Origin of the sequence: Embleya scabrispora, from assembly GCF_002024165.1 — a bacterium.
Taxonomy (GTDB): Bacteria; Actinomycetota; Actinomycetes; order Streptomycetales; family Streptomycetaceae; genus Embleya; species Embleya scabrispora_A.
Map to the genome: position 1 here is coordinate 6209557 of NZ_MWQN01000001.1, position 16686 is coordinate 6226242.

At 70.5% G+C, this 16686-nt stretch carries 13 protein-coding genes, 2 pseudogenes and 3 riboswitches; of the genes and pseudogenes, 9 read left to right on the plus strand and 6 right to left on the minus strand.

Features of this window, described 5'->3' with window-relative positions; genetic code table 11:
* Positions 1–15 precede the first annotated feature (15 nt).
* The 3 genes and pseudogenes from B4N89_RS27080 to B4N89_RS53410 form a co-directional block, all read left to right on the plus strand.
* Positions 16–558, plus strand: coding sequence for a hypothetical protein (locus tag B4N89_RS27080; RefSeq protein WP_161500822.1), 543 nt, complete (start codon positions 16–18; stop codon positions 556–558).
* A 278-nt stretch (positions 559–836) separates the two neighbouring features.
* Positions 837–1160, plus strand: coding sequence for a hypothetical protein (locus B4N89_RS27085; RefSeq protein WP_078978397.1), 324 nt, complete (start codon positions 837–839; stop codon positions 1158–1160).
* A 10-nt stretch (positions 1161–1170) separates the two neighbouring features.
* Positions 1171–1515 (plus strand): annotated as a pseudogene (locus B4N89_RS53410) (nucleotidyl transferase AbiEii/AbiGii toxin family protein); the annotation flags it as partial.
* Between the two features lie 135 nt (positions 1516–1650).
* Here B4N89_RS53410 and B4N89_RS27095 read toward each other — a convergent pair.
* Positions 1651–2748 carry a terpene cyclase/mutase family protein gene (locus B4N89_RS27095; RefSeq protein WP_078978399.1) on the minus strand — a complete coding sequence of 366 codons (1098 nt, stop codon included), beginning with the start codon at positions 2746–2748 and terminating at the stop codon, positions 1651–1653.
* Between the two features lie 130 nt (positions 2749–2878).
* Positions 2879–3013: riboswitch (cobalamin riboswitch) on the minus strand.
* Positions 3014–3868: 855 nt separating this feature from the next.
* Positions 3869–4040, plus strand: a riboswitch (cobalamin riboswitch).
* Between the two features lie 48 nt (positions 4041–4088).
* Between B4N89_RS27095 and B4N89_RS27100 the strand changes: the two genes are divergently transcribed.
* The 6 genes from B4N89_RS27100 to B4N89_RS27125 all read left to right on the plus strand — a co-directional run bounded on the left by B4N89_RS27100 (position 4089) and on the right by B4N89_RS27125 (position 11404).
* A complete protein-coding gene (locus B4N89_RS27100; protein WP_078978400.1) occupies positions 4089–4682 on the plus strand; it encodes a cob(I)yrinic acid a,c-diamide adenosyltransferase in 594 nt (197 codons plus the stop codon).
* A 914-nt stretch (positions 4683–5596) separates the two neighbouring features.
* Positions 5597–5765: riboswitch (cobalamin riboswitch) on the plus strand.
* Between the two features lie 206 nt (positions 5766–5971).
* Positions 5972–7471, plus strand: coding sequence for a CoA-acylating methylmalonate-semialdehyde dehydrogenase (locus tag B4N89_RS27105; protein WP_078978401.1), 1500 nt, complete (start codon positions 5972–5974; stop codon positions 7469–7471).
* Between the two features lie 3 nt (positions 7472–7474).
* Complete coding sequence (locus tag B4N89_RS27110; RefSeq protein ID WP_078978402.1) at positions 7475–8617, plus strand: acyl-CoA dehydrogenase family protein; 1143 nt, start codon at positions 7475–7477, stop codon at positions 8615–8617.
* Positions 8614–9699: an enoyl-CoA hydratase/isomerase family protein gene (locus B4N89_RS27115; protein WP_078978403.1), complete on the plus strand. Its 1086-nt coding sequence runs from the start codon at positions 8614–8616 to the stop codon at positions 9697–9699. Before B4N89_RS27110 ends, B4N89_RS27115 begins: the two co-directional genes overlap by 4 nt.
* The gene (gene mmsB / locus B4N89_RS27120; RefSeq protein WP_078978404.1) at positions 9696–10631 is read left to right on the plus strand and encodes a 3-hydroxyisobutyrate dehydrogenase; all 936 of its coding nucleotides are present in this window, start codon (positions 9696–9698) and stop codon (positions 10629–10631) included. Before B4N89_RS27115 ends, mmsB begins: the two co-directional genes overlap by 4 nt.
* The gene (locus B4N89_RS27125) at positions 10628–11404 is read left to right on the plus strand and encodes an enoyl-CoA hydratase (RefSeq protein WP_078978405.1); all 777 of its coding nucleotides are present in this window, start codon (positions 10628–10630) and stop codon (positions 11402–11404) included. Before mmsB ends, B4N89_RS27125 begins: the two co-directional genes overlap by 4 nt.
* 96 nt (positions 11405–11500) lie before the next feature.
* Here the strand turns inward: B4N89_RS27125 and B4N89_RS27130 are convergent.
* The 5 genes and pseudogenes from B4N89_RS27130 to B4N89_RS27150 form a co-directional block, all read right to left on the minus strand.
* Positions 11501–11878, minus strand: a pseudogene (locus B4N89_RS27130) (SAM-dependent methyltransferase); the annotation flags it as partial.
* Complete coding sequence (locus B4N89_RS27135; RefSeq protein WP_078978406.1) at positions 11857–12741, minus strand: ECF transporter S component; 885 nt, start codon at positions 12739–12741, stop codon at positions 11857–11859. The pseudogene B4N89_RS27130 and the gene B4N89_RS27135, both read right to left, overlap by 22 nt.
* A complete protein-coding gene (locus B4N89_RS27140; protein ID WP_078978407.1) occupies positions 12738–14438 on the minus strand; it encodes an ABC transporter ATP-binding protein in 1701 nt (566 codons plus the stop codon). Before B4N89_RS27140 ends, B4N89_RS27135 begins: the two co-directional genes overlap by 4 nt.
* Entirely contained in the window at positions 14435–15670 is a 1236-nt protein-coding gene (locus tag B4N89_RS27145) for a CbiQ family ECF transporter T component (RefSeq protein ID WP_078979671.1), read from the minus strand. The genes B4N89_RS27140 and B4N89_RS27145 overlap by 4 nt, the downstream gene beginning before the upstream one ends.
* Complete coding sequence (locus B4N89_RS27150) at positions 15667–16680, minus strand: hypothetical protein (protein WP_078978408.1); 1014 nt, start codon at positions 16678–16680, stop codon at positions 15667–15669. Before B4N89_RS27150 ends, B4N89_RS27145 begins: the two co-directional genes overlap by 4 nt.
* Positions 16681–16686 lie beyond the last annotated feature (6 nt).

The following is a 16686-nucleotide window of genomic DNA, read 5'->3' on the forward strand; positions in this document are numbered from 1 at the left end:
TGGGTTCGTCATGAAGTGACCACAGGTTGGCGTGGCCGACGCCTCGGTCGACGAATTCCCCGCCCCGACCACCTGGAGCGCCAGGTCCACGGCGGCATCCGCGACACCACCATACTTCCCGGGACCATCGGAGAGACCGGGACCTTGGCGTACTTCCACGACGCCGAGCAGCACACGATCCGCGCGGCCGCACGAGCGGGAGCACGGACCTGCACGACGGTCGATGTCCACACGACGGCGCCGGACATGCACGCGCTGCGGATCACCCGGGTGTGCGAGCGAGAAGGCCTCGCCCCGTCCCGGCTGTACTTCTCCCACCGCGACGAAGTCCTGGGTCTCGGCTACCACCGACAAGTCCTCGAACAGGGCTCGACCATCGGATCCGACACAAGGACCATCGACCAACTCGTCCTCAACCACGACGACCACGTCACCCTGCGCCCCGAGGCCCCCGTCGAATCGGTTGCGCCCACATCGCGACCACGCGGCCTGGCTGCGACACCTGTTCAAACCGCTTTACACAGCCGCGGCCGCGGGCCGTTCGCTCGTGAGCCCTAAAGCCGAGCGCCGGTCGTGCGACCACACTGGGGCCACCAAGCCCCACATCTGAGAAGACGGCCTCCGACCTGCGTAAACGCTGGTCGGGACGACAGGATTTGAACCTGCGCCCCCTTGACCCCCAGCAAGGAGATGGGGCATTTCCGCAGGTCAGAGGGGGTTTAGCAGCCGATATGACGTTTGATTTCCATCGTATTGTGCCACCTCGTGCATGGCGTGTGGTCCACAACTGGTCCACGCGGCGGAGTCTCTCGGGCGTCCGTTGGCATACTTGACGCATGGACACACGAGTGCGGTACGCGGATGTCCGGCCGTACTCGGTGCCGGACAGCTTCGCCGAGTTGGCCGGCCCGGTCGAGGGTGTCGTCGTGTTGCCCACGTCGCTGGATTGGACCCCGAAGCGGTCGTACGACCTGGCGGACGACGCCGATGTGCGTCTGCTGTACGAGACGGTGCTTCGTGAGGCGATGCATGCCGAGGAACTCGGTCGTCACGTGAACGGGGACCTGCCGGCGCACGTGTGGTCGCGGCTGTGGCTGCCGCTGCGCCTGCGGGTGATGTGGGAGTCGAGGTTCCCGGACCTGGTGCCCGCCGCCGCATAGCATTCCGGCCGTGGATCCCCTGCACGCCAGGCTCGCCCGCGTCGGCCTTGCCGCCGCTGCGTCGTACGGTTTCGTCCTGGCGGGCGGCTACGCGGTCCAGGCCCACGGCTTCCTCGAACGCGTCTCGGACGACGTCGACCTGTTCACCGACGTCACCGACCCCACGGCGTTCGCCGAGGCGGTGGATCGTGTGGCCGCGGCCTACCGGATGGACGGCTTCACGGTCGACGTCGAACTCCTCGGGGACGTGCTCGCCCGCTTCACGGTGATCGACGAGACGGGCCGCGCGGCGAAGGTGGAGATGGGCTGCGACTGGCGATCCCACCTACCGGCACACCTCGACATCGGCCCGGTCCTGCACCCCGACGACGCGGTCGCCAACAGGGTCACCACACTGTTCGGCCGAGCCGGCAGGAGGGGCCCCGGGACCGACGCCCGCGCCTGTCGAGGGAGCGGCCACCGTGTCGACGGTGGCGGCTCCCTCGTCTGGTCAGGGTGTGGTGGGGCAGTGCAGTTCGGGGGCGTTTCGACGGGCGCCCGCACTACTCAGGTCGGCGAAGCCGGTGCCGGCCAGGCCGAGAACCGCCTGAGCGGTGGCCCTGGTGGCGGTGGCCGGGTTGTACCCGCCGGTGTCGTAGGCGATCGCGCCTCGCGTGGCCGTGGATGCCGAGCAGCCGACCTGACGTTCGGTCAGGAAGTGCCGGGCGGTCAGGCCCGGTATCACGCGCCAGGACGAGAGCAGGGCCTGGGCGGCCAGGCCGGTGCTGTTGGCGTTCGAGGTGGTGGCGCCCACCGTACCGAAGCCGCCGTCGGAAAGCCGGTGTGAGGCGAGCCAGTTCAGGCCGGCGGCCGCTTCCTGGTGGCGCCCGGTGGCGGCCAGCGCCTGCACGCTGATCGCGGTCGAGTCGGCGTCGCTGGTGCAGGTGGACAAACCGTAGTTGAGGGGGAATCCGCCGTCGGCGCAGTGTGCGTCGGCCAGGAAGTCCACCGCGGCGGCGGGGGCGCCGGCTGGAGTGCGATCCAGCGCGAGGAGTGCGAGGGACTGGCTGAAGGCGTTGCTGTAGTCGCCCCATGGCGAGGTGTCGGTGAAGCGCCCGGAGGGCTGTTGCAACGAGCGCAGCCGGGTCGGCAGGTCCACGCCGCCGAACGAGGTGGGGTCGACACCGCGTACCTCGGCGGCGAGGAGGGTCTTGGCGGTGGCTCCGGCGTAGGCGTTGGTGGTGCCGTCGCCGATGTAGCCGGACAGGATCTCCGGGCGGGCGAGCCACGTGGTGGCCTTGGCCCCGTTGTCGTCGGCGACCCCGGCGGCGGCGAACGCGAAGATCGCGTCGATGGTCAGGCCCTGGTCGGGGTAGGTCACTCCGTCGAAGGTGGTCTCGAAGCGTTCGCCGTCGACGAGTTGCCGAGCCAGCCATCCCGCCGCGGCCTGGGTGCGGTTGCCGGAGAGTATGGACACGTTTGCCTGGGGCGTTGTGTCGGTCGTCGGCGGTGCCGCCGCGGCGGTGGACGGGATCATGGCGGCCGTACCGGCGAGCGCCAGTCCGCCGAACAGCGCGGCGATCCGGCGTCCGGGGCGGGTGAGAGTCATCACGGTGCCTTTCCGGGCCCATGGCACGGCGAACCCGGAAGACCCGGCGGCCGAGCGGGCACACCGACGGCGGCACCGCCCCGACGCACGGGTCGCTGGGGCTCCGTCCCGCGGACCACGACGGGGATGGGAGACGAACACTCCGGCGACGGGCATTCGGGCTCGCCGTCGGGAGGGACGGACCACCGCTGCGGGTCAGCGCCGGATTCACACCGGACTTCCCCCGTCGTCGGAACTGCTGCGGGTCGTCGCACAAGACGATCGAGACAGATGGAGACGCCCGGAATCGGAACGTCGACTGGTCAGACCTGCAGATCCCGCACTCTACGGATCGCTCGCTCTGGAAGGAACTCTCTTTCCGGCCAACAAGATCGCCTGCACATGAAGGATGGAGTCGGTACCGGGCCGAGACCAGCGCGAAGTTCTCGCCCTGCGAGGGCGCTTGGTGAGAGCCATCGTCTGCGGGACGGACCGTCGCGGTCGCATTGAGCACCCTGGCGATCGATCCGATGCCAGTTCGTTCACAACATCCGTCGTGTCCGACACAAGCTTTGGCGGCCTGCTCCACGACGCACATGACACCGATTCGACTCACACGAGCGGCGATCAGTGTGCTCGACGCGGAACCCGGAAATCCTCCTTGAGGCTTCAGGACCTGCCTGCAGGCCGACCTGGGGTGCGACGGTCTCAGTACGCGCGACAGGTTGATCGACACCGTGGCATGTCGAAGGGGTGGTCGGCGTCCGAGGCGGGTTTCGTGACGGTGTTCCCGGCGCTTCGAGCGAATCCGGTCGCTCGCCAAGGACTTGGGGACGGCGGTGCGCGTTTGCTCTGGCGAGCTCTCCACACGTTTCGGGGAGCGATCCTCGGCCCGGGAGCATCTACTCCGATGACGGCCGATAGTAGTCACACGCCGCCTCTTGACCGGGGTCGGCGTGGGGGCGGGCACTGAGGAAGCGGCGTAGCGACCGAGCGGTGTCGGGCGCGGCGCGGCCCGTGTGTCGGTGGGTGGCGCCGATTCGGAGACGCCGCACGTGTGTGGTCCGCCCCGGTCGAGCAGGAGTGCGGTGCCCGCGGCAGGAGGTCCCGGGTCTGGTCTGGTGCCGGCGAGGACCGCGTGTCATGCTATGGCCTGCTGTGCGACGGCAAAGCCGAGGAAACCGGTGTGATTCCGGTGCGGTCCCGCCACTGTGATCGGGGAGCGACTCCCGTCGAGGCCACGGCCCCGCCTCGGGGTTGGAAGGCCGGGGGAAGTGTCGATCCGAGAGCCAGGAGACTCACGTCGTCGCCACCTCGACACAACCGGGGCGGATTTCCCCGAGAGAGGCCGGTGGTTCGCCATGTCTGTGGTGCTGAGCCGTATCTACACTCGCACGGGAGACGCGGGCACGACCGCGTTGGGCGACAACTCCCGCGTCCGCAAGACCGATCCACGGATCGTCGCCCATGCCGACACCGACGAGACCAACGCCGCCATCGGTGTGGCGCTGGCACTGGGTTGCCTGGACGCGGAGTTGCGGAACGTCCTGGAAGGCATCCAGCACGACCTGTTCGACGTCGGCGCGGACCTGTGCGCTCCGATCCGCGACGGAGACGAACGCCTGCGGGTCCGTGAGGAGGACGTGTCCCGCCTCGAGCGTCTGTGCGACACGTTCAACGAACGACTCGAGCCCTTGCGGTCGTTCGTACTGCCGGGCGGTACGCCCGGCGCGGCGCTCCTGCACACGGCGCGGACGGCCGCCCGACGGGCGGAACGCTCGGCGTGGGCGCTGATCGACACGGACACGGAGTTGTCCGGCGGGGAGGCGGCGACGGTGAACCCGGTGTGCGTCCGATATCTGAACCGTCTGTCGGACCTGCTGTTCATCCTCGCGCGGTTGGCCAACGATGGCGGGCGCGGCGACGTGCTGTGGAGCCCGGGCCGCAACCGCTGACATCGCGCCGCCACCGCTCCGCCGGCGATATCGCACCGGTTCTCGACAGGTGTGGCGGCACGAAGGACTCGCTCGGGAGACAACCCGAATTGCGTTCCCGGACTTGCCACCCGGCCGCCGCCGCGGCGGGGTAGCGAGGCAGCGGTCGCGGCGACCGGATCCCGCGGTTTCGGTGGCGGCCGAAGGCTCCGAGGAGCTTTCTCCATGCGCTCCTGTGCGCTCCTGCGCGGGCACTTGCCCCCGGCCGACCCGGAACATCTCCGTGTCGGCCGGCGTCGCCGACACACAACGCGCATCCGACGCGCCCAGGTCGGACGCGCATCGCGGGGTTCCACGCCCATCGTCGAGACACGTCGCCCTATGAGGTGCTCCACCGGTTCATGGGCAGCTCGCGCCCGGTATCCGGGCAGCGGCTCGGCCGTCCTGTCCGGAATCGGTGCAGGATGCTCCAACAGGCTCCATCGGCGACGCCCGGGCGAGCGCGTCGCGGACACGCCGTCCGCCTTGTGTGCGGGAGGCCAAGAGGCGCACGTTCGGTCCAACCTGCCGCCTGCGGTCCAGCGGCGGTCGGCTTCGAGGCGGGTGGTCTCGCGGCGACTGTTCACTCGTCCGTTGTTATGCCCCGCCCGGCGTTGGTTCGCCGTCCCGGTGCGAGGCAGGGGCATCGGGCGGCGTGGCCGATGAACGCGATGGCGCCCTGTCGGTCCGGGAGCGCAGATCCACCAGGCCGGAGCGTGCGAAGCGGAAGTCGGGGCGGCGAAGGCGCAGGCCGAACGAGAGTGCCGGCGGGGCTCCACGAGCGGTCGGCGGCCGCATCGGCGACAGGTTGTCGGCGCGCGGCGACGGGCGTTGGTTCCGGACATGTACTCGCGGTCGCGGGCGCTGGACTTACTAGGACGTCCGACTATATCGTCCTGAACTACAAGGTCCGCGGTGCAGGGAAGCCGGTGTGAATCCGGCATGGTCCCGCCACTGTGACCGGGGAGTGCGCTGTCGTGCACCACGCCACTGGCGAAAGCCGGGAAGGCGGGCAGCGTGTGTCGATCCGGAAGTCAGGATACCGGCCGCGGGTATATCCGTGTTGTCCACGAGGATGGAGCAAACACGCATGACACCGGCCCGCGCCCTTGCCCCGGATGTTCCTGCACGCGTCGAAGCCATCAGGATTTCCTGACCACTTCGACGTAGACCCGAGCCGTCGCCGACCACGCGCGCGCCCCCGCGCCGCAGCCGGCTGCTTCGGTCATGCCTCCCCCTCCGGATCGCACCTGACGAGAGACAGGTCGTTCATGGTCCGCGAGCTTTCCCACTTCATCGGCGGCAAGCACGTCACTGGCACCTCCGGCGTGTTCGGCGACGTGTACGACCCCAACACCGGACAGGTACAGGCCCGCGTTCCTCTCGCGGATCGCGCCGACACCTTGACGGCGATCGCCGACGCCGAACGGGCGCAGCCCGAGTGGGCCGACTGGAATCCCCAGCGGCGCGCCCGGGTCCTGGCCCGCTTCCTGCAACTGGTCGAGCCCGAACGCGAATCGCTCGCCCGGCTGCTGTCCGCCGAACACGGCAAGACCATCGCGGACGCCCATGGTGACCTGCAACGCGGCCTGGAAGTCGTGGAGTTCGCCACCGGCATCCCACACCTGCTCAAGGGGGAATTCACCGACAACGCGGGCAGCGGGATCGACGTGCACTCGCTGCGCCAACCGCTCGGCGTGGTCGCCGGCATCACCCCCTTCAACTTCCCCGCGATGATCCCGCTGTGGAAGATCGCTCCCGCCATCGCCTGCGGCAACGCGTTCGTGCTCAAGCCGTCCGAGCGCGACCCCTCGGTGCCGCTGCGCCTGGCCGAGCTTTTCCTGGAAGCCGGTCTGCCGCCCGGCGTGCTGAACGTGGTCCACGGCGGCAAGGAGAGCGTGGACACGCTCCTGGAGGACCCGCGCGTCCAGGCGCTCGGCTTTGTCGGCTCGACCGCGATCGCCGAGTACGTGTACACGACCGCCACCGCGAACGGCAAGCGCGCCCAGTGCTTCGGCGGCGCCAAGAACCACCTGATCGTGATGCCGGACGCCGATCTCGACCAGGTCGTCGAGGCCCTGATCGGGGCCGGGTACGGCTCCGCGGGCGAGCGCTGCATGGCCATCTCGGTGGCGGTTCCCGTCGGCGCCGAGACCGCGGACGCGCTGGTGGACAAGCTCGTCGCCCGGATCGCGACTCTGCGGGTGGGCCCCTCGCACGACCCCGAGGCCGACTTCGGCCCGCTCGTGGGCCGGGACGCACTCGACCGGGTGCGCGGCTACCTGGACATCGGTGTGGCCGAAGGCGCCAAGCTGCTCCTCGACGGCCGGGACCTGCGGGTGCCGGGCCACGAGGACGGCTACTTCGTCGGCGCGTCGTTGTTCGATAACGTGACGCCCTCGATGCGGGTGTACCGCGAGGAGATCTTCGGCCCGGTGTTGTCCGTGGTCCGCGCGGCGTCCTACGAGGACGCGCTGGGGCTGGCGAGCGGGCACGAGTACGGCAACGGCGTGGCGATCTTCACCCGCGACGGCGACACCGCCCGCGACTTCTCCCGCCGGGTGAACACCGGCATGGTCGGCATCAACGTGCCCATCCCGGTGCCGGTGGCCTACCACACCTTCGGCGGCTGGAAGAGGTCCGGATTCGGCGACCTGAACCAGCATGGCCCGGACTCGATCCGCTTCTACACCCGTACGAAGACGGTGACCTCGCGCTGGCCGTCGACCGCGCGCGAGAGTGCGAACTTCGACATTCCGACGATGGACTGACCGATGACCGCGCTCACCGTAGACCAGATCGCCATCCTCGAAACCACCCGCGACTTCGCCCGCGAACACCTCGCCCCACACGCGATCGAGTGGGACCGCACCGGACACTTCCCCGTCGACGTCCTGCGCAAGGGCGCCGAACTCGGCCTCGGCGGCGTCACCGTCCGCGAGGACGAGGGCGGTTCGGGACTCGGCCGACTGGACTCCGTACTCGTCTACGAGGCCCTGGCCGGTGGTTGCCCGACCATCGCCGCCTACTATTCCATCCACAACATGGTCGCCTCGATGATCGACCGGCACGGGACGCCGCACCAGCGCTCCCGCTGGTTGCCGGGTCTGTGCTCGATGCGCGACCTGGCCAGCTACTGCCTGACCGAACCGGGCGCCGGATCGGACGCCGCAGCCCTGACCACCCGCGCGGTCCGCGACGGGGACGACTATGTCCTGCGCGGGGTCAAGCAGTTCATCTCCGGCGCCGGCTCGTCCGCGGTGTACGTGGTGATGGCGCGCACCGGCGGGGACGGCGCCGACGGGATCTCCGCCTTCGTGGTGGAGGCCGACACCGACGGGCTGTCCTTCGGGCCGAACGAGCGCAAGATGGGGTGGCATGCCCAGCCCACTCGCCAGGTGATCCTGGAGAGCGTGCGGGTGCCTGCCGCTCATCGTCTCGGCGCCGAGGGCGACGGCTTCAGGATCGCCATGGCCGGCCTCAACGGCGGTCGGATCGGTATCGCCGCCTGCTCGCTGGGCGGCGCGCAGGCGGCACTGGATGCCGCCGTGCGTCATCTCACCGACCGCGAGGCGTTCGGTGCGCGGCTCATCGACGCACCGGCCCTGCGGTTCCAACTCGCCGATATGGCCACGGAACTGGAGGCCGCCCGCACGCTCGTGTGGCACGCCGCGTCCTCGCTCGACGAGGACGACCCCAGGGCGCCCCAACTGTGCGCGATGGCCAAACGGTTCGCCACCGATACCGCCTTCTCGGTGGCCGACCGCGCGTTGCAACTGCACGGCGGATACGGCTATCTCGCCGACTACGGCATCGAGAAGATCGTCCGCGACCTGCGGGTGCACCGCATCCTCGAAGGAACCAACGAGATCATGCGCGTGATCGTCGCGCGCGCCCTGATCGGAGCGGCCCGATGACCACCCCCACCACCGAACACGACCAGCCCGTACTGACCCACCGGCAGGGTGCTCTGGGCCGGATCGTGCTCAACCGGCCCGCGGCGCTCAACGCGCTCACCCACGACATGGTCCGCCGCATCGACGCGGCGCTGACCGCGTGGGAATACGACGACGGCGTACGGCTGGTGGTGATCAGCGGCGCGGGCGAGCGCGGCCTGTGCGCGGGCGGCGACATCCGCGCCATCCATGCCGACGCCGTCTCCGGCGGCACCGCGAGCCTTGACTTCTGGCGCGACGAATACCGGCTCAACGCCCGCATCGCCCGCTATCCCAAGGCCTACGTCGCCGTCATGGACGGCATCGTGATGGGCGGCGGTGTCGGCATCTCCGCGCATGGGAAGGTGCGCATCGTCACCGAGCGCTCGACGATCGCGATGCCCGAGACCGGCATCGGCTTCGTCCCCGACGTCGGCGGCACCCACCTGCTCGCCCGAGCCCCCGGCGAGTCGGGTACGCACCTGGCGCTGACGGGCTCCGCGATCAGCGCGGGCGACGCGATCGCCTGCGGCCTCGCCGACCACTTCGTGCCCTCGCACCGCCTGGACGCGGTGATCGAGGCGTTGGCCACCGGGACGCCGGCCGACGTCCTCGGCCGCTTCGCAGACCCGGCGCCCTCGGGCGAACTCGCCGAGCGCCGCGCCTGGATCGACACGTGCTACGCGAGCGACAACGTCGAGGAGATCCTCGAACGACTGGAGGACAGCGGCGAACCGGCGGCCAAGCAGGCCGCCGAACAGATCCGCGCGAAGTCGCCCACCGCGCTGAAGGTGACCCTGGCGAGCCTGCGCCGCGCGCGTGAACTCGACTCTTTGGAAGCCGTGTTGGAACAGGAGTATCGGGTGTCGAGTGCCGCACTGACCGCACCCGACCTGGCCGAGGGCATCCGCGCCCAGGTGATCGACAAGGACCGGACACCGAACTGGTCGCCCCCGACGCTGGACGCCGTGCGGCCCGAGGACGTGGGCCGCTTCTTCCGGGCACCGGCCGAGGGAGCCCCGCGCCTGGACTTCGCGTCCGTGACCACGGAGGTGAATCGATGACGACGACCCGCACCGTCGCGTTCGTCGGATTGGGCAATATGGGTGGTCCGATGGCTGCCAACCTGGTCACGGCCGGACATGTCGTCAACGGATTCGACCTGGCCCTCGAGGCCTTGGAACAGGCCCGGCACAAGGGTGTCCGTATCGCCGGATCCCCTGCGGAAGCCGCCGTCGACGCGGATGTGGTGGTCACCATGCTGCCCGGCGGGGCGCATGTCCTGGACTGTTACCGGGGCCCGAACGGACTCCTGGCCGCGGCCCCGGCCGGGGCGTTGTTCGTCGACTGTTCGACGATCGACGTCGCCGACGCGCACGCCGCGCACGCCGCTGTGCGTGCGACGGGTCGTCGCGCGCTGGACGCGCCGGTGTCCGGGGGAGTGGTCGGCGCGGTCGCCGGCACGCTCACATTCATGGTCGGCGCCGACGATGAGGACTTCGCCACGATCGAACCCTTGTTGACCGCGATGGGGCGTCGCGTCGTGCACTGCGGTCCGGCCGGTGCCGGGCAGGCCGCGAAGATCTGCAACAACATGATCCTGGGCGCCACCATGATCGCGGTCAGCGAGGCGTTCGTACTCGGCGAGCACCTCGGGCTGTCCCACCAGGCGCTGTTCGATGTCGCCTCGGCCGCTTCCGGCCAGTGCTGGGCGCTGACCACGAACTGCCCGGTTCCCGGCCCGGTCCCGGCGAGCCCGGCCAACCACGACTACCGGCCCGGCTTCGCCGGCGCCCTGATGGCCAAGGACCTGCGGCTGGCCGCCAACGCGATCCGCGCGGGCGGGGTGGCGGCCGAACTGGGCCTGCACGCGGCCGAGATGTACGCGGCGTTCGCCGAGAACGGCGGCGCGAACCGGGACTTCTCCGCCGTCATTCACACCATCAGGGACCACGACACCGACACCGTCGCAGGCGAAGGGAACGCCCCCGCATGACCGAGTACGAGACCATCCTGGTCGAACGCCACGATCGCACCGCGCTGATCACGCTCAACCGACCCAAGGCACTCAACGCCCTCAACCTCACGGTGATGGCCGAGGTGGTCGACGCCGCGACCACGCTGGACCGCGACCCCGACGTCGGCGCACTGGTGATCACCGGCTCCGCGAAGGCGTTCGCCGCCGGCGCGGACATCAAGGAGATGCAGCCCAACGGCTACATGGACGTCTACCTCTCCGACTGGTTCTCCGCCTGGGACCGCCTCGGCGAGGTCCGCAAGCCCACCATCGCCGCGGTCTCCGGCTACGCGCTCGGCGGCGGATGCGAACTCGCCATGATGTGCGACATCCTCCTCGCCGCCGACACCGCGGTGTTCGGCCAGCCCGAGATCAAGCTCGGCGTGATCCCCGGCATCGGCGGTTCGCAGCGGCTGACGCGGGCGATCGGCAAGGCCAAGGCGATGGACCTGTGTCTGACCGGCCGCACGATGAACGCCGACGAGGCCGAACGCGCCGGCCTGGTCTCGCGCGTCGTCCCCGCCGCGGACCTGCTCACCGAGGCCCTGGCCACCGCCGCGACCATCGCGGGCATGTCGACGCCGATCGCGATGATGGCGAAGGAGAGCGTCAACCGCGCCTTCGAGACCACCCTCGCCGAGGGCGTGCGCTTCGAACGACGCCTGTTCCACGCCACGTTCGCGACGGTCGACCAGAAGGAGGGCATGGCGGCGTTCACCGAGAAGCGCACACCGTCGTTCACCCACCGCTGAGCCCACCGGGACGCCGGGCGGCTGCCCAGCCGCCCGGCGTCCCGATCGCATGCCCGCACCGAAATCCGCGATCCAACGTGTTCCGGCCGACGTGGCTTATCCCTCTCCCCGCAGACGCAAGAGGTAGGTGTCCATGATCCAGCCGTGCCGGGCTCGGGCCTCGGCTCGCAACCCGACGATGCGATCGGCGACTTCCGACAGTCGTCCGGAGACCAGGATCTCGTCCGGAGTTCCTACGTACGCGCCCCAGTAGATCCACAGATTCTCGCCCGCGAGATGGGTGAAGGTCTGGTGCGCGTCGAGCATCACCACGATGTCTCCGCTCCCGTTGGCGAAGTCCGCGAACCCCTCGGCGAAATACCGTCCGGGAGTGATGTGCAGCGGCCGGCCCACTTGCGTGAGAGCGATCCGATGACGCGCCGCCAGGGCCGAGACGCTGCTGATTCCGGGGATCACCTCGAAGTCGAAGTCCACTTCCGCGCCTGCGTAAGGCTGTTGTCGGCTGGGGCGGGTTCGAACACGATCGGTGCCTCGAACGCGGCCTTGCGGGATGCGCGCCGCAGGGCGGCCAGTACCGCCGGGCCGACGAGGACGATCGCGACGCAGTTGGTGATGGCGCGGCCGGTGTCCCATCCGAAGGTCGAGGTGAGCACGGTGAACACGAAGAACCGGCGCAGGTTGTCCAGGATGCCGTCGCCGGGGACGAAGGCCGGGCCGACCATGGATTCGGAGTCGGCGAGGAACGGCCAGAACCACATGTTCATGAGGAAGCCGAACGCGTAGGCGGCGAAGGCGCCGTAGCAGGCGAGCATGACGATCTCGCGCCGCCCCCGGACGCGTCGGGGCAGCAGCCCCGCGCCGAGTCCGACCCAGGCCGAGGCCAGCATTTGAAACGGCAGCCACGGTCCGACGCCCGCGGTCAGCAGGGCGGACGCGAACAACGAGGTACAGCCGAGCACGAACCCGAAACCGGGGCCGAATACGCGTCCGGCCAGGACGAGCATGAAGAACACCGTCTCGATCCCGGCCGTGCCGGCGCCGAGCGGGCGCAGCGCCGCGTTGATCGCGGAGAGCACGCCGAGCATGGCCAGCGCCTTGGAGTCGAGCCCACCACTGGTGAGTTCGGCCAGCACCACCGCGACCACGAACGGCAGCGTGACGGCGAAGATGAGCGGTGCGTCACCCGAGTGCGCGGCCGATTCGGGGGAGGGGGAGGCGAACAGCGGCCACAGGAACATGGCCAGGCCCGCGATCGAGGCGATGGTGAGCACGATCGCGGTCCGCGCGGTGATCCGGATCGCGTTGACGCGTTTGCGCGTGTCGGTGACGGTCGTCATCCGGTGGGCTCCCTGTCTGCGGCGGATGCGCGAGCGTCGCGTGCGGTCGGGACGCCGTCCTCGGAGGCGGACTCCCGGTCGCTGATGTCCGTATCCGCAAGGGCGTTGCCGACGTCGGTGACGGTCAGCCATTCGGCCGGTGCGAGGATCTTGGCCACCTGGGGTGCGAACGCGGGCGAGGAGACGACGACTTCGGCGGTCGGACCGTCGGCGACGATGTCGCCCTCGGCCATCACCACCACGCGGTCGGCGACCTGTGCCACGAACTCGACGTCGTGTGTGGCCAGTACGATCGCCCGCCCCGCGTCGGCGAGTTCGCGCACCACTCGGACGAGTCGCCGCTTCGCGTGGTAGTCGAGGCCGCGCGTCGGTTCGTCCAGCAGCATTACCTGTGGCGCGGCTACCAGTTGGATGGCAAGCACCAGGGCGAGGCGCTGCCCCTCGGAGACATCGCGCGGGTGCAGGGTGCCGTCGATCCCCGGCGCGATGCGATCGAGCAGCGCCCGGCACGCACCGGGTTCGGCGCCGGATTCCCGGTCCGCCTCGGCGCATTCGGCGTCCACGGTCTCCAGGTAGAGCAGGTCGCCAGGAGTCTGCGGGACCAGACCGACCAGTGCGCGAGCCCGCTTCGGCTCGGCCCGGCCCGGATCGGCGCCCGCCACGTCCACGGTGCCGCCCTGGCGGGGACCGGAGCCCTGGAGGGCCCACAGCAGCGAGGATTTGCCGGAGCCGTTGCGGCCCATCAGGGCGGTGACCTGCCCGGCCGGCAACTCCAGGTCGAGGCCGCGTACGGCGATCACGTCGCCATAGCGCACGATGATGCGCCGCGCGGTCAGCAGCGGGGCGGCCGTGGAATGGGCCGATCGTGGTCCGGGCGGGGTACGGTCCGCCAACCGCGCCCGCAGTGGTGCGGCCAGGCGGCGGGCGTCGCGGACCGACAGCGGCAGCGGCGACCAGCCGGCGAGCCGCCCGAGTTCGACCACGGGCGGGGCGATGTCGCAGGTCTCCAGGATTTCGGCGGGCGCGCCGTCGCGGACCGTGCGGTCGCCGGGCAGGTGGACGAGCCGGTCGGCGTACTGCACGACCCGTTCCATGCGGTGTTCGGCGACGATCGCGGTGATCCCGAGGTCGTGCACGAGCCGGGTGATCGCGGCCAGGACGTCCTCGGCGGCGGTCGGGTCGAGTGCCGAGGTCGGCTCGTCCAGGACCAGCACCCGGGGATGCGCGGTCAACACCGCGCCGATCGCGACCCGCTGCTGCTGGCCGCCGGAAAGCGTACGCAGCGGACGATGCCGCAGCTCGGCGATACCGAGCAGGTCGAGGGTTTCCTCGACACGTTTGCGCATCACCGCCGACGGGATGGCCAACTGCTCCATCCCGTAAGCGAGTTCTTCCTCGACCGTGTCGGTGACGAAGCCGGCGAGCGGATCCTGACCGACCACGCCCACCAGGTGCGCGAATTCGCGCGGCGGTTGCGAGCGGGTCTCGATCCCGTCGACGAGCACGCTGCCACGCAGGGTGCCGCCGGTGAAGTGCGGGACCAGGCCGTTGATCGCCCCCAGCAGGGTTGACTTGCCCGCCCCGGTGCGACCGACGACCAGACACAACTCCCCTTCGGGAATGGTCAATTGCACGTCGCGCAGGGCGGGGGCCGGTGCGTCGGCGTAGGTGATGGTGACGTCGCGGAATTCGATCACCGGACGGACTTCTCCCTGATGGTGGTACCGGTACCGGCCGGGCCCGCCCTCGGCGCGACGGCCGACGTATCGGGTGCGGGCGCGGTGTCGCCGATGCGAGGCGCGGTGAGCGGTGGCGGCGGCGCCAGCCACGCGGGCAGCACGCCGACGAGCAGCGCGAGTACCGGGAGCGGGGCCAGTTCGGGCCAGGCGAGCGGGCTCAGCGACGGGTACAGGTTGCCCGCGTCGATCCGGCTGGTCAGGTAGAGCAGCGCGCCGGTGCCCAGACCGCAGCCGGCGACCGCGAATTCGGCCGGGCGCCAGCGGTCGGGGAGGTAGATGCTCCGGTTGATCCGCCGGCCGGTGAGCACGAAGCCGATGCCGGCGATCAGGAGGCCGCCGGGCAGCATCGTGGCGCCCAAGTAGCGGGGTGTGCTTCCGTCGAGGAGCGCGTAGACGCCGACGCACACGCCGATCAGCCCGACGAGGGTCAGGACGCCGGTCAACAGTCGGATCGCGCGTGGTAGATGCCGATTGCGGCCGTATCCGCGCGAGTCCATCGCGGCGGCCAGTGCCAGCGAACGATCCAGCGCGTCCTGAAGGACCGGGATCGCGATCGACCGCAACGCCCGCATGCCCTTTTGCGCCCCGCCGCGCAGTCGGCGGGCCCGGCGTACCCGCTGCACGCTCTCGACCAACTGCGGCGCGACCGACAGCGCCACGACCACCGCCGCGCCCACCTCGTACAGCGCCGCCGGCACCGCCTTGAGCATGCGCTTGGGACTGGCCAACGCGTTCGCCGCGCCCAGGCACACGATCATCGTGGCCAGCCGCAACCCGTCGTAGAACCCGCCCAGGACGTGTTCGAGCGCGACCGGCCCGAACAGGTGGATGCCCGCCGCCCACGCGGGCAGCGGGATCTCCGGCAGGTCGACGAGCACATGCCCGCTCGCCGCGCCCGCGCCGAAGACGATCCGGAACAGCACCCGCATCACGATGATGAACAACCCAAGGAACAGGTACATCCGAAACGCCAGGGCCCACGGGGCGTCGCTGCGCCGGTTGGCCACGACGAGCCCAGACACGGCCAGGAGCAGCGCGAGCAGCAGCGGGTTGGTGGTCCGGCTGGCGGCGGTGGCCAGCCCGAGCGCCCACAACCACCACGCGCCGGGGTGCACGGTGCGGGGCAGCCGGCCGCCGCCGCGGCGGAGCGCCGCAGCGGTCGGCGACGGTTTCGGGTGGGGCACGTTCATCCCGATCCGTCGGCGCGCGTCCGGCGGCGCCACGTGGTGAACCCGGCTGCCGCGCAGATGGCCACGAGCAGGGCGATGCCGACGATGGTCATGGTCGGGATGCCGTCCCGCTTCTTCGTGGCCAACTCCTCGCCGCCGGTCCAGGTCTGGCCCTGCGGGGTGACGCCGGAGGGCTGCACGGACGGCGCGGCCGACGCGGGCTCGGGCGCCGCGGACCCGGTCGGGGCGGTGGAGGGCACCTCGCTCGCCGGAGCGGCCGGTGGGGGTTCGGACTCCATCGGATTTCCGGAGACGCCGGGCCCGGGGGCCAGTGGGTCGGTACCCGAAGTGGTGGTCCCGCCGGCCCCGTTCGAGCCGGACCCGGTCGACGCGGTGCCGCCTCCGGCTCCGGCCGGTTTGCCTCCCGGTCCCGCCGACGTCGTGCCGTTGCCGGAATTGCCTCCGTTGCCGGCCGGCGGTTGCGGGTTGTTCGTCCTGGGCGGCGGGTCCTGGGTGGCGGGTGTGGTCGGGCGGGACGGTGCCACGCGCGGCGAGGGGTTGGTGGTCTCGGTCTTGTTCTTGGAGAACGACCAACCCTCGAAGCTGCCGAGCGGCGGCTTGCGGTTCATTACGCCCCACTGGCTGTACGTCCACGAACCGCCGTTGGGGGAGTGCCAGTACGACCAGTACGCGCTCGCCGGCGGCGTGTCGATGCATGCCTCGGAGTTGGCCCCCGGCTTGCCCTCGATCCGGCAGATGAAGGACTCGCCCCAGCGGGCAACGCCGGCGATCTCGATGCCGGCGTTCTTGAGCGCGGCATGGCCGGTGGCCTGATCGCCTCGTGCGCAGCGCACGATGGTCGTGCCGCCCAGATCCTGGAAGTCGATCACGACCGTCACACCGTTGCCGTCCGGGCAGTAGCCGGGCGTGCCCTTGGACGTGTCGACCGCGCGCGCGGTCGGTGCGGCGACGGTGAGCTGGGCGGTGGCGGGCAGGGTGAGCAGGGCCAGGACGGCGACCAGGCGGGCCATTCGGCC